We start from the raw sequence: 22,264 nt of genomic DNA on the forward strand, positions 1-22,264 counted from the left end.
AATGTTGCACTTAAGAGAATTAATTTCAAAAAGCTTCTCCTTTAGAAAAGATTTTAACAAGGTTTTTTACATAAGCTTAGGCATAATAATATTATATACTCTACCTCTTATTGTATCTGAACATTACTATTCTGACGACCTTGTTCATTCAATGGTTGGTGTAACAGGTTGGTTATCTAATGGCCGTCCCCTTTCGGTGTTAATGTTTAAGATTATGATGGCTGGTGGCTTTTTTAATGATATTTCGCCACTACCACAGTTACTGGCCGCTGTGGTATTGGCGAGCACCATTAGCTTTTTATCAGGTAAAATCGATGAAGGCCGAATATTTATTCCCTTATTTACTTTTCTGCCTCTGGCTATCTCTCCCTACTATCTGGAAAACTGGTCATATAAGTATGATTCATTAACAATGTCTCTTTCTGTTTTCTTGGCTGCTCTACCCTTTGTTCTTAACGAGAATAATTCCTTTCGAAAAAAAATCTTCATCTCTACCTTTTTATTATTTTCCTCTTTATGCTTCTATCAGGCGGCCTTAAACATATTCGTTAGCCTTTCTATTTTGTTCGCCCTGTTAAATATCAATGATGGGAAAAACATAAAAGCATTGGAGCAAATAAAGTATCAGCTTATCGCTTATTTGCTAGCAAACATAATGTATATTTTGATCATCAAAAAGTTTGTAATTTATGGTGAATACAATATTACGCATGGCGAAATTGCAACCAGCAACCTGCCCCTAATCTTATCAACTATTACAAGAAATCATTATTTACTAGGCGATATATTTCTTAGCGCTTTTAAAGGTAATTTATGGGTATTCTTTTCACCCCTTGCTATCATAGTCCCTGCAGCTATAACTATTCTTTTAAAGAAAACTCTGAATCAAAGTATATCGTTCATACCAAAAACCATCTCTTGCATTATTGTTTTGCTTTCTCCTTTCTTATTGTATATAGCTGTATATGGTCCAATGCTTTTGCTAATTAACCCTATAACTTCTGCAAGAACCCTGTTAGGAGCTTCAGGATTAATCTGTAGTCTTTTTGCATTTTCGTTTATCCTTTTTAGAAAACATAACAAATTACAGCTTTGGATTCTACTTCCTGTTTTTGGTTTGTTTACATTAGCATATTCCTTATATAACGCTCAAAAAACCACAGAAAAACTCGAATTATCACTAATCACTCGTATTCAAAGTGACTTTTCCAGTCACAACATGAATGATATAAAGAATATTAGTATACTTGGCAATGCTCCCACCAGTTACCAATCTGACTTGGCGGAAAAAAACTTTCCAATCATAAAATTCCTAAACGCTAATAATATTGGGCAGGATTTACTTTGGGGAAATGTACAACTTAATCAATATTATTTTGATAAAAACTACTTACCTTCGGAGACTGGCCGCTCAAAAATATGCACCATGAAAAAAGTTTCTTCTAATAGTATTTATTCAATTTATAGAAATGATGACCTTGCCGTAATTGACTTCAGTTATACCAAATGCTAACCGATAAAAGCGGGGCTCCCCGCTTTTATTTTTATGATATAATTCATTACTCTGCAAAGTTATTATAATAAATCTCTCTTTATTGGATGCATATAATGACAGCGGAAAAACGGAATTATAAAGATATGATTACCTTCGACAATCATATATTTTCCGAACCTTGCTTTTTTTGCAAAACCTCAGCGGCGTCAGGATTAGTTGGCAAGCCACGGTCAGATAAAGTCGTGGTGTACAGGTCGTTCCGGGGCTGAGGTTATAATTATTTCCGATTTTCCGCTTTTCTATCACAGAATAATAGCTTTGGCGATCTCGTCTGGGTACACCAAGTCACGTCGTTTGAACCGTTGTACACATCGGCTTTACCAGTCAGTAGGTATCTTGGGTGTTGCTAATACCTTACCAATGCGGAAAGCAGCGTAACACCCTTAAAATTTCCCGGCGACTTATAAAACAAATTCTCCGGTTCTTTTAGAGTTTTATTCTACAGCGAAAAGAATTTTTTTTCTGTATTCGATCATTTTGCGATTTCTGCTGTTATAAGGGACGCTAAGCCCCCCTTAAACTAAACTATTCTATCTTTCCTAATCAATCTTTATCTACTGTTCTCATGATGTTAAAATTAAAAAGCGGGACTTCTGGTGTGTTACATACCACAAAAATCATATAAAATTTTTATTGTTTTCTCAAACTGAGAGGTTTGACTAACAACTTTAAAAACATTTGCATCGCTGTAATAGCGAAGAAAGGACAAGAATATTAGTTGGTTACGCGATTCTGTTTTGGGCTATGGACGTGAGAATAAGGAGGTACCTGAATAAATAAATCTAAAAAATTAGACATTGAATAATTACACGTTATTGCTATTACTATCGTTATTTTATCAATATACCATCGTCGCATCCCTATGACATTGACTTAATGACAACTCAGTATTTCTCGTATTTTAATAAAATTCATTATGCTTCATCCCGATTTTGCCCACCTGTTTTATTATCACTACTCACATCGTATGTAATAAAAATCCCAAAAAAATTGAAAGCAGAAGCTTACAATGATTAGCATTACTTATGTAATGTACTCATACCTTTACTATTTCACTCGGGAGGGAATATTTTTTTTTCTTCACTATAGATATAAATTAGGCGAACACAACATTCCGCTTGTGGTTTATCCCGACACGTATTGACCACACTTTTTCCTACCCGCCCTAAAAAATTTTCTTTGATGAACATAAAGAAAAAGATAGGTTTCGTCATATATTTAAGCTCTATTTTTAAACCTCCACCCAAACGTAAAATATCGGCCGTTTTCAGCGCACCTAGTAAATTAACATACGACTTTACTGCTATTTCCTCCTTTATTCCAACATTCATTTTTAACACAACAATGATCCTTGATCTTAATTTTTCCTCTGGTATCATTCGTAAATTTATTTAAAAAGTTAGCGAGTATTATTTTAGATTGCACTTCTCACGCCGGATAATACATTTACTCCTTATAAAAAAACGGATACTGGTTCACAATAGGGATATAATTATCTATTTGATAGGTGCGGATATGACTTTATGATTTTTTTGGTTCTGGTATGTGGGAAATAAAAAATCTTCGCTACTTAGTTTAATTAATGATAGTATCCAAAATTCAATTCATAGCGAAGATAAATTAAGTAATAGAGTAAGTTTACGAAGCTACTTACTCCTGTCTTACTAATATGATTCAATAATCAGGTTTTTATCAACTAACCGGCATTTTCCCCGGATCCGGGTAGCGGTAGTTGAACCCGATTTCCTGACAAATACGCTCGCCGTTAATGATTTTGCCCGTTGCCTCGTCCGCTTCTTCACGAAACGTTGGCGGCGTCAGTCCCAGCTGTCGCGCTACCGCCGGATAAAAATCTTTGCGGGCAGGATGATGCGGCGCGCTCAGATTGTAGGTTCTTCCACCTTCACCGTTTTCCAGCAGCAGGATAATAGCGGCAACCACGTCCTCCAGATGCACCAGATTAACCCCGTGTGAGCCGTCGCTTAGATCGGCTTTACCCGCCAGAAAGCGGCCCGGATGCCGCTGCGGCCCCACCAGCCCGGACAGACGCAGAATATCTACCGAGGTTCCCGGCAGGTTATGTAGCCAGGTTTCCAGCTCCTTCAGCGTTTTGCCCGCTACCGTAACCGGCTCCAGCGGGCTGTCCTCATTCATCTCGCCGTTTCCGCTGCCGTAAACAGAGGTGGAACTGGTAAAAACAATGCGCGGCACGTTTGCCGCCAGCGCGCTGTCCACAATTTGCTGAACCGCCAGCAGATAATTTTCGCCGCCCTCCGCCGTGCGGCTGGCTGGTAAAGTGATGACCAGCGCATCCACGGCCAGCAGCGCGTCGAGATCGTCAGAATCGCACTCCAGTTCCGGCGTCAGCGTCAGCAGCACGCTTTCCAGCCCGCACATGCGCGCCGCCTCCACGCCATCAGCCGTGGTTTTGCTGCCGGTGACCTGCCAGCCTCGCGCCGTCATCGCCAGCCCCAGCGGCATACCCAGCCAGCCCAGTCCTACAATCGCCACTTTTTTCATCTTTGTTCCCTGCTTTCTCAACCATGCCCTAAAACTACGCCAGCCTTTCGTCAACAACAATCGCTTAAGCCTTTTTATCTGTCATCAATGATAAAAAAGTGTTGCGCCCGACATTTGTCCTGAGTTAGGTTATTGGTCACGAAATGAATAATCATTCACCCCTATTTGAGAAGACTATGACACGCGTTCAGTTCAACCACCATCATCACCATCATCCTGACTAGTCTTTCAGGCGATGTGTGCTGGGAGACATTCAGATCTTCCAGCGGTGCAGAACGCAAAAAAAGCCCCCGGAAGATCGTCTTCCGGGGGCTTTTTTTATGGGCGCAGATCCGGGCCTGAAGGAATGAACAACGCTGGCCGGTTAAATCGGGTAGACAGGAAAAGAGGATAAGTACCGATGTTAGATAACAAACGTTTACGCATAGCTATGCAGAAATCAGGCCGTTTAAGCGATGAATCACGCGAGCTGCTGGCCCGCTGCGGCATCAAAATCAACCTGCAGCAGCAGCGTCTGATCGCCTTTGCCGAGAACATGCCGATCGACATCCTGCGCGTACGTGATGACGATATTCCGGGGCTGGTGATGGATGGCGTCGTGGACCTGGGCATTATCGGCGAAAACGTGCTGGAAGAAGAGCTGCTGACCCGCCGCGCGCAGGGCGAAGATCCTCGTTATGCCCTGCTGCGCCGTCTTGATTTTGGCGGCTGCCGCCTGTCGTTGGCGATGTCGGTTGATGATGAATATACCGGCCCGCAGTGTTTGCAAAATGCCCGTATCGCCACCTCCTATCCTCACCTGCTGAAAAAGTATCTCGACAAACAGGGCGTTGCTTTTAAATCCTGCCTGCTGAACGGTTCCGTCGAAGTGGCGCCTCGCGCCGGCCTGGCCGACGCCATTTGCGACCTGGTTTCCACCGGCGCGACGCTGGAAGCCAACGGCCTGCGCGAAGTCGAGGTTATTTACCGCTCTAAAGCCTGTCTGATCCAACGCGATGGCGAAATGCCTGCCGCCAAGCAGGAGCTAATCGACAAGCTGATGACCCGTATCCAGGGCGTCATCCAGGCACGTGAATCCAAGTACATCATGCTGCACGCGCCGAGCGAGCGTCTGGAAGATATCATCGCTCTGCTGCCGGGCGCGGAGCGTCCAACCGTTCTGCCGCTGGCGGGCGACAAGAGCCGCGTCGCCATGCACATGGTGAGCAGCGAAACGCTGTTCTGGGAAACGATGGAGAAACTGAAAGCGCTGGGCGCCAGCTCCATCCTCGTGCTGCCTATTGAGAAGATGATGGAGTAAGCGATGATGACCCCGATTGACTGGCAGGCGTGCAGTGCCGAAGAACAGCAGGCACTGCTGACTCGTCCGGCTATCTCCGCTTCTGAAAATATTACCGCCAGCGTTCGCACAATCCTGGAAAAGGTAAAGGCGGAAGGCGACGAGGCGTTGCGCTATTACAGCGCCGCTTTTGACAAGACTGATGTCGGGGCGCTGCGCGTCACCGGTGAAGAGATAGATGCGGCATCAGCGCGGCTTGGTGATGAGGTCAAACAGGCGATGGCGGTTGCGGTGGCCAATATCGATAAATTTCATCAGGCACAAAAGCTGCCGGAAGTGGATATCGAAACCCAGCCCGGCGTGCGCTGCCAGCAGATCACCCGCCCCGTGTCGTCCGTCGGCCTGTATATTCCCGGCGGCTCCGCCCCGCTCTTCTCTACCGTGCTGATGCTGGCGACACCCGCCCGCATCGCCGGATGCAAGCGCGTGGTGCTCTGCTCGCCACCGCCGATCGCCGACGAAATTTTATATGCCGCCAGGCTGTGCGGCGTGCAGGAGGTATTTCAGGTCGGCGGCGCGCAGGCTATTGCCGCCATGGCGCTGGGTACTGCATCCGTGCCGAAGGTCGATAAAATCTTCGGGCCGGGCAACGCCTGGGTAACCGAAGCGAAACGTCAGGTCAGCCAGCGTCTTGACGGCGCGGCGATCGATATGCCAGCCGGCCCTTCCGAGGTGCTGGTGATTGCGGATGGTGAAGCCACGCCGGATTTTGTCGCCTCCGATTTGCTTTCTCAGGCGGAGCACGGTCCCGATTCGCAGGTGATCCTGCTGACGCCCGATCGTCAAATGGCCGAAGCGGTCGCCGACGCGGTGGAAAAGCAGCTGGCCAGCCTGCCGCGCGCCGAAACGGCCCGTCAGGCGCTGGCCGCCAGCCGCCTGATCGTGGCGAAAGATTTGGCGCAGTGCGTTGCAATCAGCAACCGCTACGGGCCGGAGCATTTGATTATCCAGACGCGCCAGGCGCGCGATCTGGTCGCAGACATCACCAGCGCCGGCTCCGTGTTTCTGGGCGACTGGTCGCCGGAATCCGCCGGCGATTACGCCTCCGGCACCAATCACGTGCTGCCGACCTACGGCTTTACGGCAACCTGCTCCAGCCTGGGCCTGGCCGATTTCCAGAAGCGGATGACGGTGCAGGAGCTGACGCCCCGAGGCTTTTTGAATCTGGCGCCGACCATTGAAACCCTGGCCGCCGCCGAGCAGCTGACCGCCCACAAAAACGCCGTGACGCTGCGCGTCGCCGCGCTGAAGGAGAAGCAATGAGCAAGATTGAAGATCTCGCCCGCGCCAACGTGCGCCAGCTGACGCCCTATCAGTCCGCTCGTCGTCTTGGCGGCAGCGGCGATGTGTGGCTAAACGCCAACGAGTATCCGCTGGCGGTGCCGTTCGACCTCCGCCAGCAGACGCTGAACCGCTATCCCGAGTGCCAGCCGAAAGCCGTAATTGAGCGCTATGCAGCCTATGCGGGCTTGTCGCCGGAGCAGGTGCTGGTCAGCCGTGGCGCGGACGAAGGCATCGAGCTGCTGATACGCGCGTTTTGCGAGCCGGGCAAAGACGCCGTGCTGTTCTGTCCGCCGACCTACGGCATGTACAGCGTCAGCGCCGAAACGCTGGGCGTGGAATACCGCACAGTGCCCGCGCAGGATGGCTGGCAGCTCAACCTGTCCGCCATCGCCGACAAGCTTGACGGCGTGAAACTGGTTTACGTGTGCAGCCCGAACAATCCTACCGGCAACCTGGTGAAGCCGGAGGCTATTCGCCAGCTGCTGGAAATGACGCGCGGCAAGGCGCTGGTGATAGCAGACGAAGCCTATATAGAGTTCTGCCCGACGGCGACGCTGACCGGCTGGATGAAGGAATATCCGCACCTGGTGATCCTGCGTACGCTCTCCAAGGCGTTTGCGCTGGCCGGACTGCGCTGCGGCTTTACGCTGGCCAACGCCGAAGTTATTGCGCTGCTATTGAAAGTTATCGCGCCTTATCCGCTTTCCACGCCGGTAGCCGATATCGCTGCCCAGGCGCTGAGCGAACAGGGCGTCGCCCTGATGAAGGAGCACGTCGGCGAACTGCTGGCGACGCGTGAAAAGCTGATTAGCGATTTGCGCGACTGCCGCTGCGTGGAAAAAGTATTTCCCAGCGAGACCAACTACGTGCTGGCCCGCTTTACTGACTCCGCATTGGTCTTTAAAACCTTGTGGGATCAGGGCATTATTCTGCGTGACCAGAACAAACAGCCGGGACTGGCGGGCTGCCTGCGTATCTCCGTCGGCACGGCTGAAGAGTGTGACCGCGTTATCTTCGCGCTGCAAAAGTTATCCGGCGCATCCGCATCCATGGAGCAAGCATGAGCCAGAAAGTTCTTTTTATCGATCGCGACGGAACGATTATTGCCGAACCGCCGGAAGATTATCAGGTTGACCGCATGGAGAAGCTGGCTTTCGAGCCGGACGTTATTCCTGCCCTGTTGGCACTGCAAAATGCCGGTTATCGATTGGTGATGATCACCAATCAGGACGGGCTGGGTACCGCAAGCTTCCCGCAGGCGGATTTTGACGGCCCGCACCAGCTGATGATGCAGGTCTTAAGCTCGCAGGGCATTCGCTTTGACGACGTGCTGATCTGTCCGCATCTGCCGGAAGACGGCTGCGACTGCCGCAAGCCGAAAACCAAACTGGTCACGGCGTGGCTGGCGGAAGGCGTGCTGGATACCGCCAACAGCTATGTTATTGGCGATCGCACCACCGATCTGCAGCTGGCAAGCAATATGGGCATTCAGGGGCTGCACTACTCTAAGGAAGGCCTTAACTGGCAGGGTATTGGGCAGCAGTTGACCAAACGCGATCGTCATGCGCTGGTGAACCGCAACACCAAAGAGACGCAGATTAAAGTGGAGGTCTGGCTGGATCGCGAAGGCAACAGCCAGTTCAATACCGGCGTAGGCTTCTTTGACCATATGCTGGATCAGATAGCCACCCACGGCGGCTTCCGCATGAATATTGAGGTGAAAGGCGATCTCTATATCGACGATCACCACACGGTAGAAGATACCGGCCTGGCGCTGGGCGAGGCGCTGCTGAAAGCACTGGGCGACAAGCGCGGCATCGGCCGTTTCGGCTTTGTGCTGCCGATGGACGAGTGCCTGGCGCGCTGCGCGCTGGATATCTCTGGCCGTCCGCATCTGGAATATAAAGCCGAGTTCAGCTATCAGCGCGTGGGCGATCTCAGCACCGAGATGGTGGAGCACTTCTTCCGTTCGCTTTCCTATACCATGGCCAGCACGCTGCACCTGAAAACCAAAGGCAAGAACGATCACCACCGCGTGGAGAGCCTGTTTAAAGCCTTTGGCCGCACGCTGCGCCAGGCGATCCGCGTGGAAGGCAATACCCTGCCCAGCTCGAAAGGAGTGCTGTAATGAACGTGGTGATCCTGGATACCGGTTGCGCCAACCTTTCCTCAGTTAAATGGGCTATCCAGCGCCTGGGCTATGAGCCGGTGGTCAGCCGCGAGGCCGACGTCGTGCTGCAGGCCGATAAGCTGCTGCTGCCGGGCGTCGGTACGGCGCAGGCGGCGATGGATCAGCTGCGCGAGCGCGAGCTAATCGAGCTGATTAAAGCCTGTACCCAGCCGGTGCTGGGGATCTGCCTGGGAATGCAGCTGCTTGGCTCGCACAGCGAGGAGAGCAACGGCGTCACCACGCTGGGGATTATCGACCAGGCGGTTGAGCAGATGAACGACTGCGGGCTGCCGCTACCGCATATGGGCTGGAACCAGATTACCGCTCAGGCGGGCAACCATCTGTTTCGCGACATTCCCGACGGCGCGTACTTCTATTTTGTGCACAGCTACGCCATGCCGGTGAATGCCTGCACCATCGCGCAGTGCAACTACGGTGAGCCTTTTACCGCCGCGGTGCAGAAAGACAACTTCTTCGGCGTCCAGTTCCATCCGGAACGTTCCGGCGCGGCTGGCGCGCAGCTGCTGAAAAACTTCCTGGAGATGTAAGTGATTATTCCCGCATTGGATTTAATTGAAGGAAAAGTGGTGCGGCTGCATCAGGGCGATTACGGTCAGCGGCGCGATTACGGCAGCGATCCTTTGCCGCGCCTGCAGGAATACGAGGCTCAGGGCGCACAGGTACTGCACCTGGTCGATTTGACCGGCGCGAAAGATCCGGCGGCGCGGCAGATCCCGCTGCTGAAAACCCTGCTGGCGGGCGTCGCCGTGCCGGTACAGGTTGGCGGCGGCATCCGCACGCGGGAAGATGTGGAGGCGCTGCTGGAGGCGGGCGCCACACGCGTGGTGGTTGGCTCTACGGCGGTAAAAGATCCGGAAGAAGTACAGCGCTGGTTTAAGCAGTACGGCGCCGGGGCGATCGTGCTGGCGCTGGATGTGCGTATCGACGAGGCCAACCGCAAAGAAGTCGCGATCAGCGGCTGGCAGGAAGCGGCTGGCGTGACGCTGGAAGAAGTTATTGAACAGTTCCGGCCTTATGGCCTGCAACACGTGCTTTGCACCGATATCTCCCGCGACGGCACGCTCAGCGGCTCTAACGTGGCGCTGTATCGTGAAGTCTCGGCGCGCTATCCGCAGATCGCTTTCCAGTCTTCCGGCGGCATTGGCTCGCTGGAGGATATTCGCGCCCTGCGCGGCTGTGGTGCTGCGGGCGTGATTGTCGGCCGTGCTCTGCTGGAAGGTAAATTCAACGTATCGGAGGCGATAACATGCTGGCAAAACGGATAATCCCCTGCCTGGACGTGCGTGACGGCCAGGTCGTCAAAGGCGTGCAGTTCCGCAATCATGAGATCATCGGCGATATCGTCCCGCTGGCGCAGCGCTACGCGCAGGAAGGCGCGGACGAGCTGGTGTTTTATGATATTACCGCTTCCTCCGCCGGTCGCGTGGTGGATAAAAGCTGGGTGGCTCGCGTGGCGGAGGTGATCGATATTCCTTTCTGCGTGGCGGGCGGTATTAAATCGGCGGAAGACGCGGCGCAGATCCTCTCTTTCGGTGCCGACAAAATCTCGATTAACTCACCGGCGCTGGCCGATCCTGAGCTGATCACGCGGCTGGCAGATCGCTTTGGCGTGCAGTGCATTGTAGTCGGTATCGATACCTGGTACGACAGCGAAAGCGGCAAATACCACGTGAATCAGTACACCGGCGACGAAGCGCGTACGCAGGTCACGACGTGGGAAACGCTGGATTGGGTACAGGAAGTACAGAAGCGCGGCGCGGGCGAAATCGTGCTGAATATGATGAATCAGGACGGCGTGCGTAACGGCTACGATCTGATCCAGCTGCAAAAAGTCCGCGAGGTCTGCAAGGTGCCGTTAATTGCCTCCGGCGGCGCGGGCACCATGGAACATTTCCTTGAGGCTTTCCGCGACGCCAACGTCGATGGTGCGCTGGCAGCCAGCGTATTCCATAAGCAAATTATTAATATTGGCGAGCTGAAAGCTTTTCTGCTCGACCAGGGTGTGGAGATCCGCGCGTGTTAACAGAACAACAGCTTGCCCAACTTGACTGGGCAAAAACCGACGGCATGATGCCGGCTATCGTGCAGCACGCCGTCTCCGGCGAAGTATTGATGCACGGCTATATGAATCAGGAAGCGCTGGCGAAAACGCTCGAGACCGGTAAAGTGACCTTCTGGTCGCGTACCAAACAGCGTTTGTGGACCAAGGGCGAAACCTCGGCGCATTTTCTTAACGTCGTCAGCATCACGCCTGACTGCGATAACGATACGCTGCTGCTGCTGGTCAACCCGGTTGGGCCAACCTGTCATCGCGGCACCAGCAGCTGCTTCTCGCCTGCCGCCGCCGACTGGACTTTCCTGTATCAGCTCGAACAGCTGCTGGCCGAACGCAAGCACGCCGATCCGGCCAGTTCCTATACCGCCAGCCTTTACGCCAGCGGCACCAAGCGCATCGCGCAGAAGGTCGGTGAAGAAGGCGTGGAAACCGCGCTGGCGGCCACCGTTAACGATCGCGATGAGCTGACTAACGAGGCTTCCGACCTGGTGTATCACCTGCTGGTGCTGCTTCAGGATCAGGATCTTAATCTGAGTGCGGTAATCGAAAACCTGCGCCAGCGGCATAAGTAACAGAGCCGGGGTATAGCAACAAATAACAAGGTCGGGCAACCGGCCTTCTTAATTAAGGGAGCAGGATGAGCACGTTTGACAAGTTAATCGCTCTGCTGGACGGCCAGCAGGCGCGTTATAAGATCATGACGCATGAGCCGACCGGCAAATGTGAAGAAGTTGCGGCAATCCGCGGCACCGCTGTCGGTCAGGGGGCCAAGGCGCTGGTGTGCCACGTCAAAGGCAACGGCGTTAAACAGTACGTTCTGGCAATATTGCCTGCCGACCAGCAGGCTGACCTGAGCAAGGTAGCCAAAGCGGTCGGCGGCCTGCGCGCCTCGCTGGCCAGCCCGGCGGAAGTGGATCGGCTGACCGGCTGTGTGTTTGGTGCGATACCGCCCTTCAGCTTTCATGATGAGCTGAAAGTTGTCGTCGATCCCACGCTGTGCGAGCGCAACAGCGAGATCGCGTTTAACGCCGGACTGCTGGAGAAATCAGTGGTGCTGAACGCGCAGGATTATCAGCGTATCGCAAGCACACAGTCAGCTGATATTTTGAAAGAGTAAAAACGATTGAGTCTCTACAGACGAAAAAAAACCCCAGCGCAACGCCTGGGGTTTTTTATTATCGGGCTTTAAAGCCCGGAGACGGCGGAATTAATCCAGCCACTCGGTGTGGAACACACCTTCTTTATCGGTACGCTTGTAGGTATGCGCGCCGAAGTAGTCACGCTGCGCCTGGATCAGGTTCGCTGGCAGCACCGCTGAACGGTAGCTGTCGTAGTAGGCGATAGCAGCGGAGAAGGTTGGTGTTGGGATGCCGTTCTGTACGGCATAGGCCACAACGTCACGCAGCGCCTGCTGGTATTCGTCCGCGATATTTTTGAAGTACGGTGCCAGCAGCAGGTTAGCGATGTCGGCGTCATCCGCATAGGCATCGGTAATTTTTTGCAGGAACTGCGCGCGGATAATGCAGCCAGCGCGGAAGATTTTAGCAATCTCGCCGTAGTTCAGATCCCAGTTGTTTTCGGTGGAAGCCGCTTTCAGCTGAGAGAAGCCCTGTGCATAGGAAACGATTTTGCCCAGGTAAAGCGCGCGGCGCACTTTCTCAACGAACTCTGCTTTATCGCCGGAAACGGTCTGCACGGTCGGGCCGCTCAGAACTTTGGAAGCCGCTACGCGCTGAGTTTTCAGCGAGGAGAGGTAGCGTGCGAATACGGATTCGGTGATCAGCGACAGCGGCTCGCCCAGATCCAGAGAGCTCTGGCTGGTCCATTTACCGGTGCCTTTGTTGGCCGCTTCATCCAGGATCACATCAACCAGGTAGTTGCCCTCTTCGTCTTTCTTGGTGAAGATGTCTTTGGTGATGTCGATCAGGTAGCTGCTCAGCTCGCCTTCGTTCCAGTCGCTGAAGGTCTTAGCCAGATCTTCGTTGCTCAGGTTCAGGGCATTTTTCAGCAGGGAGTAGGCTTCTGCAATCAGCTGCATATCGCCATATTCGATACCGTTGTGCACCATTTTCACATAGTGACCAGCGCCGTCCGGACCGATGTAGGCAACACAGGCTTCGCCTTCGGCGCGCGCGGCGATTTTATCCAGGATTGGCGCAACCAGCTCGTAAGCTTCTTTCTGGCCGCCAGGCATGATAGATGGGCCTTTCAGAGCGCCCTCTTCGCCGCCGGAAACACCGGTACCGATAAAGTTGAAGCCCTGCTCAGACAGTTCGCGGTTACGGCGAATAGTGTCTTTATAGAAAGTGTTGCCGCCGTCGATCAGGATATCGCCTTTATCGAGGTGTGGCGTCAGAGAAGCGATGGTTTTGTCGGTCGCTTCGCCTGCCTGCACCATCAGCAGAATACGGCGAGGTTTCTCAAGGGATTCAACAAACTCTTCGATGGTGTAGTAAGGCGCCAGCTTTTTGCCTTCGTTCTCGGCGATGACTTCATCAGTCTTTTCGCGAGAGCGGTTAAAGATGGATACGGTATAGCCGCGGCTTTCAATGTTAAGAGCCAGGTTACGACCCATTACCGCCATACCTACAACGCCGATCTGTTGCTTGGACATTACATACTCCTGTCATGTAAAAACAATGGCTTACTTCGCCTTCGTTTTAGTGCTTGAACTGTCTCTCTACCTTAGAGACTATCTATTCTATTGTACATAGCAAAATTAACATTCAAAGCTATCGTAGCTATTACTCTTTTCAGATTAATGCTTAAGTAATAACCATCTATAAAGCATGTCAATGAATAAAAATCAGCCACTAATAGTATCCGTGACGGAATTATTTACACTCTGAAATAAAAAGCCCCCGCGATGCGGGGGCTAAGGCACTATTTAACAATCTCGTGAATAGCACGATTTGATAATCGCCGTTTCACATAACGCTGAAAACGATAAGGGATAAACCGCGCAACAACTTTAACGCCAGGAAGCTGAATGAGCCTCCATAGTTTCGCCAGATAGACCTCTTTTTGCGAAAGCTGTTCGCTAATTACCCGGGTAACCTCAACATGATTGATCAATGTTTTGTAATCAATAATGCCAAGTTTCCCCTTGCGCTGCCATTCCGGATTAAGATATTCAGCCTGATAAAATTCTTTATTTAGCTTGATGCCTTTATCGTCAAGTATATTGCGCTTATTTTCACCATTATTCAGCCGTGCCGGATCGGCCGCCAGCGAGAGGAAGAATTCCTTCAGCGCCGGAATCGCCATATCCCACTGGATAACTCTACTATATTGACGCTCGTTGACCCGCTCCGGAAATGCGCCAATGTTAGGCACGATCACAGGCAAGCCATTCTCCAGGGCGATGCTAAGCGTATAGCTATAGGTTTCCGGCCATTGAGCAGGATACCAGACCACGTCAGGCTTCACTTCCTCAATGATTTTATCGATATCGGCATCTGAATAGCCGCCCAGCGTATTAATTGCACTGTGTAACGGACGGAAAGCATATCCCATCAGTGTAAATTTTACCGGATGTCCACTCAGGGCAACGGCAGTTTCTTCCAGAAGAACAGCCCCCTTTTCTTTGCTGATAGCGCCAATAATGAGGACATTCAGATCGCGGGAGGGCTGCGGCGCTTTAACCGGCATATCATGCTGTTTAACATGGTGGTCAATATGCCACGCGCTAACCGCGTTGTAAGTTTTCGCATCGTATACGTTGGCATAGCGCGCCTGCGTATCAATTGATGGGAAAATCACGCGCTGTGCGCCCCGTAGCCAGGCGGCGACGTGCTTGCGGTAGTCTTCTAACGGCATATACATTGGCACTGGATAGTGCTCAATGCAGAGCTGATCCATAGTGGTTAAATCATCCCCACAGAAGCGTCCGTTTCGGTCGGTCAGCGTTGGGTTGCCGTTAATTAAAAAGTAGTCATGTACCGTTATATCATAACTGCATTTAAGCTTTTCATGCAGCGTCAGGATCTCTTTGCTGAATCCCATGATATGGTGATAGTGAATATTCCCTACACCTACAAACGTCAGCAAGTCTGTTAATTTATCCGTACCCTGATCGAGATCGAAAATGATCCGGTCTTTATTAGCCGCGCCTTCCGCCGTTAGCGCCAGTGCATAGGTATTCTCTTTTTCACCTGGCGACAGCAGTAAAAAATGCACTTTATTCTTATAATGCGCAATAAGCTCATTTAAATGGGTAACTACGCCGCCGCCCATTTTATGGCTGACCAGCAGCACTTTAGGGACCGGCGTGGTAGCGATAATACGCGCCATCATTTGCTGACGAGCTTTTTTAGCCGGATCGGCTGCGATAAAAGACATAACGTCAGCAGTATAATTCGGGTGTAGTTCGGACAAAAGCTCCATGGCTTTGATCTTACGTGGGCTTTGCTCGCCGGCAAAACTGACGCCGCCTTTATGGTAGGCAAATACGTTCAGCTGATGATAGTTTTTCCAACCCAGCTTATCTGCACGCTGGCACCAGTCATTTTCTTCACCGTAGCCGCGGCCAAAAGTTTCGACATCGAAATAGCCCACCTGATTTAAACAGTCACGACGAATATACATGCAGAAACCGATCCCTGTTGGGATCTCAACCAGATTATTCTGGGTGCCATAACTGGAGAAATGGTCGTCCAATGCCTTAACGTCCAGTCCGAGCAACAGCTCGTTATCTTCACAGAAGTTAGGGAAGCTGCAAATAGTGGCGTTATTTGAAAACGGCGTAATGCTGCCTACGCGCTCTTTGCTATAGGCGGCATCTTTGATTCTTTCAAGCCAATTGTTCGCTACCTCAACGTCGCTGTTAAGTAACAGCACGTCATTGCGCAGATGAAGCTGCATTCCGCGGTTGACTGTAGCCACAAAGCCCAGGTTGGTTTCGTTTTCCAGCAGGATAAACTCATCATTGCTGCTACGCGCGCGCAACCACTCCGTCAGCTCCGGCTCCGGTGAGCAATCGTTAATAACGACCAGCTGCGCCCAGTCCGGAATTGAAGCCAAGGTAGATTCAATACACTCCTGGGTTTCTTCCAGACCAGCATAGACAGGGACAATGACGTCAACCGTTTTCGACAGATCAATTTCGTTGCGTGCCAGCGCCTTGCGGTGACTGGTCTGAATAAACTCCAGCTGGTTACTCAGGGCTGTCGCCTGCTGCTTCAGCGCCTGATTTTCCGCTTCCAGCGCCTGTTTTTCCGCTTCCAGCGACGAATGGTCACTAGTTGAAGCAATACGGCCAGCCTGGCTTTCAACACAACTTGCTTCCAGCTCGGCTATAGTATTTTGCAACGCAGCGATGCTGGCGGTTAATTCCCTTATCTTACGGTCCTTGACGCCGTTTTCGATATCGGATGCCAGTGATCCCTTGTCGTTATCATTCATTTTTTATTTCCTGAACTTTCATAAAATTGAAGATGTTTTTTTATAATTGCCTGTTCATCAGGCTTAGCGAGCCTGAAGCGTATATAGTCTAAATCAAAGATAAGGGCATAAGGCACAAGATAAGCAAACAGGTAAAATCCCAGGCGATTAATACGTTCCTTTTCCTGTTCCGCCTCTAAAATGAAGCGGAATGAGGAATCTCCAAAGGCAACAACCGGCACCCCCATCAGAAGCGCTTCAAGGCCGACGCTGGAATTAATAGTCACGATTTTCTTACAGCGGGCGATAAAATCGATGCTGGTAGCCGATTGATCAACATTAAAAATTTTTTCATTTAACCTGAAAGCGCTGCCTGGGTGACTACGCACAAGGAATTTACTGTCATAATTCAGGTGCGCATAATCAAGCAGCGCCTGGTTATTAAATCCATTAGCATAAGCAATAAGGTTGGAATCATTTTCAACCTGGAGCACTATGCCTGATTCGTATTCTTTTATCGGCGCAGGTAACGGCGAGGCGGCAAAGAAATCGCGTAAGTCTGCGAGCGTCAGGTCAATTTGACACTCGTCTGCAACAGCCGCATAACGTGCCGCTGCCTCAGTATTGCCGTTAACGCCACTGAAGTCGAGATAGCCTGTTGAAAGGTATTCAGGATGCCTTAGTGGACCTAACTCCATATTCATTACTGGTATATTCAACTTGTTACAAGCCAGGGACAAAGAAGGACAATTACACCAGTTTAGTACAACTTCCACCTTTCCGATTGACAAAATAGCATCATAAAAATCTTTTTCGAGCGAAGCATCTTCCGTAGTGAGGTAGTCGTGGAAAGCACGAGTAGGATTACCGTCATGTTCAGCTAACTTCCGCACGAAAAAGTCGCTATTGAAAGGAGTAAAACTCATGGAGGCCAATTCAGCCGAGGTCGGAAGACGATACCCCTGTCGCGCTTGCGAATCTTCCAGCAGCTCCCAACGATCGTACTGACGCCAGACGTCGATATCTCTGCGATACAGATCGTCAGTCAGAAAATGTAGCTTGTCGCCATATGTTGTTAAAAGTTTATAAAATATCCATAGATAGGGGGCCGATCGTCCCCTGAATGGAAAAGAAGGGAAAAAAGCGACAATCATTTGTCGACTCCCCCATTAAAGGAAACTTTTACCGGAGCGTAAAGTACCCCCCCCTGTTCACGGGGAGCCCAATATTTAATTTTGTGCATCGGGCGGCGTTGATCCAATTCTTCACGCTGTCCTTTATCCAGTGAAGCCAGGCCACAATGGATTAAATAGTCACCTGCATTGAGCGGTAGGGTCACTTTATAGTCAACAAAATATTTACCTGGTTTAAGGTGAAAAGGCTGACCCGCTGCAATATTATTATCACCCCATACGTCCCCACCCTGCGATCTGGACAGAGAAATACCCAATACCGCTTCTTTGATTTCCTCTGCAACCAGTAAGGTAAAGCTAAAAGTAAGCGCTTCACCGGCTTTTACCATCGGCTTCTCTTCCAGAGGCGTACCATCGGATTTGATGACGGTCATTTTTTCTATAATGGCGCGAGCGCTGCCGAAGCGTTTTTCGTCAACTTCACGATGGATACCACCCTGCTGAATGCGCTGCAGGTCAGCTACGCTGAAATCCGTAACAGCATGGTTTTCATTCTGTGGCTTAATGTTTTCCACCGCTTCCGCTTGTGAAAGAATCATCCCTTTTTCGTAGGCAAGTACGGCGGCCAGTACATCCGTAGTGTCGGCAATAAGCTCGCCGTTTTTCATCACGATGCAGCGATCGGCATATTCCAGGATACTGCCGGTCGAATGGGTCACCATCAGGATGGTTGTGCCTTTTTTCTTCAAGGCTTCCATACGTTTAAAACATTTATATTGGAATCCAATGTCGCCTACCGCCAGGGCTTCGTCGACAATCAATATTTCTGGATCTACACAGGCCTGCACAGCAAAAGCAAGTCGCACATACATGCCGCTGGAATAAGTCTTTACGGGCTGGTCGATAAAGTTACCGATATCGGCAAAGCTTAAAATTTCGTCAAGCTTAGCGTCAGTTTCGCTTCTACTCATGCCTAATACACTGGCGTTGAGGTAGACATTTTCGCGTCCGGTGAATTCGGGATTAAATCCTGCGCCCAGTTCCAGCAGAGCGGCAACGCGTCCATTGATTTCTACGTTCCCTGCAGTAGGCGACAATGTCCCACAGATCATCTGTAGCAGCGTCGATTTTCCTGCGCCGTTGCGGCCAATAATGCCTACGGTTTCACCACGGTTAATAGTAAAAGAAACATTCCTTAACGCCCAAAACTCTTTAAAATAATTTTGGGTACTTTTCCCCGCGAAGCGGCGCGCGTGCGGAAGGACGAATTGTTTCAGGCGATCCCTTGGACGATCGTAGATATGATAGCACTTACTCAGCCCTTCAATGCGGACAGCAAATTCATTAGAGGACATCAGCGAATCCCTTTCTGGTTTTCTGGAAGAAAGCAAAGCCGAGCCAGGCAATAACAGAGGCACAGCCAGTGTAGATTAATAATCCTTTCCAGTTTGGTACATGCCCCCAAATTAGAACTTCACGTGCTTGCTCAATGATAAAAGTGAGAGGATTAAGCATAATCCAGATACGGAACTTTTCAGGAATAGCCGTAATGGGGAAGAATACCGGAGAGAGAAACATCATGATGGTAGTAATGATCATGGTGGTTTGCCCTACATCACGGATATATACACCTAGTGAAGAAAGGATCCAGGATAAGCCCAGGCAAAAAATTATCAAAGGTATAAACACAGCAGGTAGAAAGACGCTTGTCCAGTGCAAATAGCCGTTAAAAGTAAAGAAAGCGAGCATTAGAACAAACAGGCTAATTACGCTATGAAAAATAGCGGAAAGTAGACTGATAACGGATAATGTTTCGAGAGGATAAACAACTTTTTTGACATAGTTGATATTGCCCAAAATAATTGTTGGGGCTTTATTTACCACCTCGGCAAACAGACCATGCACAATCATGCCCACAAACAGTATCAATGCAAATTGCGTTTTACTTTCATCACCGCCCACGGACCAGCGGGCTTTAAACGCCACGGAAAAGACAAAGGTATAAACCGCGAGCATAAATAAAGGATTCAGAAAAGACCAGGCCAGCCCCATACTGGACCCTTTATAACGGCCAACAACTTCTCGCTTGGTCATTTGATAAATCAACTGTTTATGACGAAAAATTGAAGCCAGCATCGCCCTGACGGAAATGCGCTGCTTTAAATGAGGGTTGCTCATTTCTCTCCCCTCTCTGAACCTGCCATAATAAATCCTTTGAACATATTATTAATACCTCAAACAGTATTTATGTATCGACCCTGGTGGGTACCGACTTCAAACACTCTTTATTTTTTGAACGTCTTAGCGGATCGAAAAACCAGCCCCATTTATTGAAATATCTTATCGATGATAAAATATGTTGCAATAAGAGGTATTTGCTTTTATAAGATCCTTTCTTAAAAAGATGTGTAATAGTGACATCTGAATAGTAAATAATATCAGTATACTTTAAGGCTCGGCGGCAAAGATCAATATCTTCCATATACATAAAGTATCTGTCATCAAAACCTTCCAGTTTGGCAAGTAGTTCGGATTCTAAAAACATAAAACAGCCGGACACTGAAGGTACGGTGAAAATTTTCGAAAAATCTGCGTTTCGCAGCTCATATTTATTATCGAGATCTTTTGCCAGTGCCGGGATAAACCGACGAGCAAACAGGTTTACCGGCGTAGGTAACAGCCGGCAGCTAAACTGTTTTGATCCGTCCGAATAAACAATCGAGGGAGAAACAAATTTATATTTCTTCTGTTTGGCTACGTGATATAAGGCGGAAACAGATCCTTCATGAAAGCGTATATCAGGATTGCAGATTAAAAAATACTCAGACTGTTTGAGATATTTTTTTATTGCAATGTTGTGTCCCGCGCCAAACCCACGGTTGCTTCCAGCCCGGATATAGTCGACTCGCGGATGATGCAACTTTGCAGCCCAATCAGCACCGCCATTGTCCACCAACACGATCTTTTCTATCGTTTCCTCGCTTAACAGAGAAGCCAGCGTTGGCTCAATGTCTGTCTGAGTATGACGATACAGAACGATTGAGGCGACTATTTGCATATATGGGTTATCATCCATCGTTAAACCTGTCTGAAATTAGCACCCGTCCCGGGTGCCGGTCCGTTGTTCTGATTTGCATGTTGCGTGAACGTCAGGTTTTTCAGGTTAGACTGGTCTTCAGCTTTTGCAATACGTAATCAACGCGCGGCGGCCAGCTAACGGGCTTAATACCTGCGGCAGCGATTTTATCTGTAGACATAACTGAATACTTTGGCCTTTTCGCTGGTGTAGGAAACTGAGCCGTAGGAATAGGCGACAGCTCAGGCATTTTTTCCAGCAGTCCAATAGTGAAAGCCTTTTGAAAAATAGCGTTTGCGAACCCATACCAGCTTACTTCGCCCACGCCGCTGTAATGATAAATACCTGTAGGCCGCGAGACGGCGAATATTATCTCCATTACGGCACTGGCTATATCGCCTGCGTAGGTAGGACAGCCGCGCTGATCGTCAATAATGCTCAGGCCAGGCCGTTCTTTACCCAGACGCAGCATCGTTTTCAGGAAGTTATTTCCATACTCACTGAATACCCAGGATGTTCTCAGCACTATGGACTGTTCACAGGACAATGCAGCTTTTTCACCAGCCAGCTTGGTCGACCCATAAACGCTTTGTGGATCGCAGGGGTGATCTTCAAGCCAGGGCGTGTCTGACTCGCCATTAAAGACGTAATCGGTGGAAATATGGACAAAAAACGCATGGTAGCGCTGAGCGGCGAGCGCAATGTTTTCCACGGCCTGCACGTTTACATTCCAGGCACCCTCGGGATCGGATTCAGCGCGATCGACCGCGGTATAAGCAGCGGCATTAAAAATGACGTTCGGCTGAAACTGAGCGACAAGACGATCGACCGCCGCCGCATCAGTGATATCAAGCTGTGAACGATCGGTCGCCAGCAATTCAACCTGGGGGAATTTCTCTTTGGCAAGATCCTGAAAGCAGGAGCCAACCTGCCCGGATGCGCCCGTTAGCAGCACTTTCATTTAAACAGCTCTCTGAACAGTTTGCCTTGGGCATCTTTACCGGACAGTAATGGCTCAGCGACAGGCCACTCGATACTCAGATCCGGATCGTTCCACAACAGGCAACCTTCGTTTTGCGGGTCATAGTAATCAGTACATTTGTATTCAAAATCGGCAAATTCTGAAATTACGACGAACCCGTGCGCCAGACCGGGCGGAACCCAGAATTGATTTTTATTTGTTTCAGAGAGATATACCCCAGTCCACTGACCAAACGTAGGCGACTGCGGGCGAATATCTACTGCCACATCAAAAACTTCGCCACGTACAACGCGTACCAGCTTGCCCTGCGGCTTTGAGGTCTGAAAATGTAGGCCTCTTAAAACGCCCTGAGACGAACGAGAGTGATTGTCCTGTACAAAATCTAAATCTATGTCCAGTAGCGTTTGATAACGCTCTTTCTGGAAAGTTTCGAGGAAAAAACCTCGCTCATCGCCAAAAACCTTCGGTTCAATGAGTTTTACACCCTGTACACGCGTCTCAGTTACTTTCATTCGCACACCGTTTCATCTGTTAAAACTTGCTTCGAACGCGGGCTCGTACTGTCAAGCCATTTAATAAAGTCGAAGCCTACAGTTTCAAAAGTCCGATCTTAACATTAACTCGATAGTCGCTGAACCCTGTACCGGTAATTCTTTTTCCAATTCCACATATGCATTTGGAAAGGATTTTCGTAAAAAAAACACAGTCTATCTTGACTTACAATAACTTTAACCGTAACAAACTTG

General features: G+C 49.9%; 21 protein-coding genes and 1 other annotated feature. Of the genes, 11 read left to right on the top strand and 10 right to left on the bottom strand.

What is annotated here, in order from left to right; genetic code table 11:
• The first annotated feature begins 1 nt into the window (after position 1).
• Entirely contained in the window at positions 2-1,513 is a 1,512-nt protein-coding gene (locus EGK14_RS05630) for a glucosyltransferase domain-containing protein (RefSeq protein WP_125288100.1), read from the top strand.
• A 1,094-nt stretch (positions 1,514-2,607) separates the two neighbouring features.
• On the opposite strand, the gene EGK14_RS05635 is transcribed toward EGK14_RS05630, so the two are convergent.
• Together EGK14_RS05635 and EGK14_RS05640 are read right to left on the bottom strand one after the other, a co-directional pair.
• Positions 2,608-2,895, bottom strand: coding sequence for a hypothetical protein (locus tag EGK14_RS05635; RefSeq protein ID WP_125288101.1), 288 nt, complete (start codon positions 2,893-2,895; stop codon positions 2,608-2,610).
• 352 nt (positions 2,896-3,247) lie between these two features.
• Positions 3,248-4,075 (bottom strand): SDR family oxidoreductase, encoded by an 828-nt coding sequence (locus EGK14_RS05640; RefSeq protein WP_125288102.1) that lies wholly within the window; start codon positions 4,073-4,075, stop codon positions 3,248-3,250.
• A 176-nt stretch (positions 4,076-4,251) separates the two neighbouring features.
• Here EGK14_RS05640 and hisL point away from each other — a divergent pair, with 176 nt between their 5' ends.
• The 10 genes from hisL to EGK14_RS05690 all read left to right on the top strand — a co-directional run bounded on the left by hisL (position 4,252) and on the right by EGK14_RS05690 (position 12,062).
• Positions 4,252-4,299 carry a his operon leader peptide gene (gene hisL, locus EGK14_RS05645; protein WP_100396937.1) on the top strand — a complete coding sequence of 16 codons (48 nt, stop codon included), beginning with the start codon at positions 4,252-4,254 and terminating at the stop codon, positions 4,297-4,299.
• Positions 4,275-4,396 (top strand) — a sequence feature (His leader region). It overlaps the preceding gene by 25 nt.
• Positions 4,397-4,475: 79 nt before the next feature.
• On the top strand, positions 4,476-5,375 hold the full coding sequence (gene hisG, locus EGK14_RS05650) for an ATP phosphoribosyltransferase (protein ID WP_125288103.1): 900 nt from the start codon (positions 4,476-4,478) through the stop codon (positions 5,373-5,375).
• Between the two features lie 3 nt (positions 5,376-5,378).
• The gene (gene hisD, locus EGK14_RS05655; protein ID WP_125288104.1) at positions 5,379-6,677 is read left to right on the top strand and encodes a histidinol dehydrogenase; all 1,299 of its coding nucleotides are present in this window, start codon (positions 5,379-5,381) and stop codon (positions 6,675-6,677) included.
• The gene (hisC, locus tag EGK14_RS05660; protein ID WP_125288105.1) at positions 6,674-7,762 is read left to right on the top strand and encodes a histidinol-phosphate transaminase; all 1,089 of its coding nucleotides are present in this window, start codon (positions 6,674-6,676) and stop codon (positions 7,760-7,762) included. The genes hisD and hisC overlap by 4 nt, the downstream gene beginning before the upstream one ends.
• Positions 7,759-8,826, top strand: a complete 1,068-nt coding sequence (hisB, locus tag EGK14_RS05665; protein ID WP_125288106.1) for a bifunctional histidinol-phosphatase/imidazoleglycerol-phosphate dehydratase HisB — start codon at positions 7,759-7,761, stop codon at positions 8,824-8,826. Before hisC ends, hisB begins: the two co-directional genes overlap by 4 nt.
• Positions 8,826-9,416 carry an imidazole glycerol phosphate synthase subunit HisH gene (gene hisH, locus EGK14_RS05670; protein WP_125288107.1) on the top strand — a complete coding sequence of 197 codons (591 nt, stop codon included), beginning with the start codon at positions 8,826-8,828 and terminating at the stop codon, positions 9,414-9,416. The genes hisB and hisH overlap by 1 nt, the downstream gene beginning before the upstream one ends.
• Entirely contained in the window at positions 9,417-10,154 is a 738-nt protein-coding gene (gene hisA / locus EGK14_RS05675; protein ID WP_125288108.1) for a 1-(5-phosphoribosyl)-5-[(5-phosphoribosylamino)methylideneamino]imidazole-4-carboxamide isomerase, read from the top strand.
• A complete protein-coding gene (gene hisF / locus EGK14_RS05680) occupies positions 10,136-10,912 on the top strand; it encodes an imidazole glycerol phosphate synthase subunit HisF (RefSeq protein ID WP_125288109.1) in 777 nt (258 codons plus the stop codon). Before hisA ends, hisF begins: the two co-directional genes overlap by 19 nt.
• Positions 10,906-11,517, top strand: a complete 612-nt coding sequence (gene hisIE, locus EGK14_RS05685; protein ID WP_125288110.1) for a bifunctional phosphoribosyl-AMP cyclohydrolase/phosphoribosyl-ATP diphosphatase HisIE — start codon at positions 10,906-10,908, stop codon at positions 11,515-11,517. The genes hisF and hisIE overlap by 7 nt, the downstream gene beginning before the upstream one ends.
• A 65-nt stretch (positions 11,518-11,582) precedes the next feature.
• On the top strand, positions 11,583-12,062 hold the full coding sequence (locus EGK14_RS05690; RefSeq protein WP_125288111.1) for a YbaK/prolyl-tRNA synthetase associated domain-containing protein: 480 nt from the start codon (positions 11,583-11,585) through the stop codon (positions 12,060-12,062).
• 90 nt (positions 12,063-12,152) lie between these two features.
• On the opposite strand, the gene gndA is transcribed toward EGK14_RS05690, so the two are convergent.
• From gndA to rfbC, 8 genes are all read right to left on the bottom strand, one after another.
• Positions 12,153-13,559, bottom strand: coding sequence for an NADP-dependent phosphogluconate dehydrogenase (gene gndA / locus EGK14_RS05695; protein ID WP_125288112.1), 1,407 nt, complete (start codon positions 13,557-13,559; stop codon positions 12,153-12,155).
• Positions 13,560-13,828: 269 nt separating this feature from the next.
• Positions 13,829-16,348 (bottom strand): glycosyltransferase, encoded by a 2,520-nt coding sequence (locus EGK14_RS05700; RefSeq protein WP_125288113.1) that lies wholly within the window; start codon positions 16,346-16,348, stop codon positions 13,829-13,831.
• Positions 16,345-17,481 carry a hypothetical protein gene (locus EGK14_RS05705; RefSeq protein ID WP_125288114.1) on the bottom strand — a complete coding sequence of 379 codons (1,137 nt, stop codon included), beginning with the start codon at positions 17,479-17,481 and terminating at the stop codon, positions 16,345-16,347. Before EGK14_RS05705 ends, EGK14_RS05700 begins: the two co-directional genes overlap by 4 nt.
• Positions 17,478-18,815, bottom strand: coding sequence for an ABC transporter ATP-binding protein (locus EGK14_RS05710; protein WP_125288115.1), 1,338 nt, complete (start codon positions 18,813-18,815; stop codon positions 17,478-17,480). The genes EGK14_RS05705 and EGK14_RS05710 overlap by 4 nt, the downstream gene beginning before the upstream one ends.
• Positions 18,805-19,638, bottom strand: coding sequence for an ABC transporter permease (locus EGK14_RS05715; protein WP_125288116.1), 834 nt, complete (start codon positions 19,636-19,638; stop codon positions 18,805-18,807). Before EGK14_RS05715 ends, EGK14_RS05710 begins: the two co-directional genes overlap by 11 nt.
• 67 nt (positions 19,639-19,705) lie before the next feature.
• Positions 19,706-20,536 (bottom strand): glycosyltransferase, encoded by an 831-nt coding sequence (locus tag EGK14_RS05720; protein WP_125288117.1) that lies wholly within the window; start codon positions 20,534-20,536, stop codon positions 19,706-19,708.
• Between the two features lie 82 nt (positions 20,537-20,618).
• On the bottom strand, positions 20,619-21,497 hold the full coding sequence (gene rfbD, locus EGK14_RS05725) for a dTDP-4-dehydrorhamnose reductase (protein ID WP_125288118.1): 879 nt from the start codon (positions 21,495-21,497) through the stop codon (positions 20,619-20,621).
• Positions 21,494-22,030, bottom strand: a complete 537-nt coding sequence (gene rfbC / locus EGK14_RS05730) for a dTDP-4-dehydrorhamnose 3,5-epimerase (RefSeq protein ID WP_125288119.1) — start codon at positions 22,028-22,030, stop codon at positions 21,494-21,496. Before rfbC ends, rfbD begins: the two co-directional genes overlap by 4 nt.
• Positions 22,031-22,264: the final 234 nt, after the last annotated feature.

The organism is Erwinia sp. 198, from assembly GCF_003937915.1.
GTDB classification, from domain to species: domain Bacteria; phylum Pseudomonadota; class Gammaproteobacteria; order Enterobacterales; family Enterobacteriaceae; genus Erwinia; species Erwinia aeris.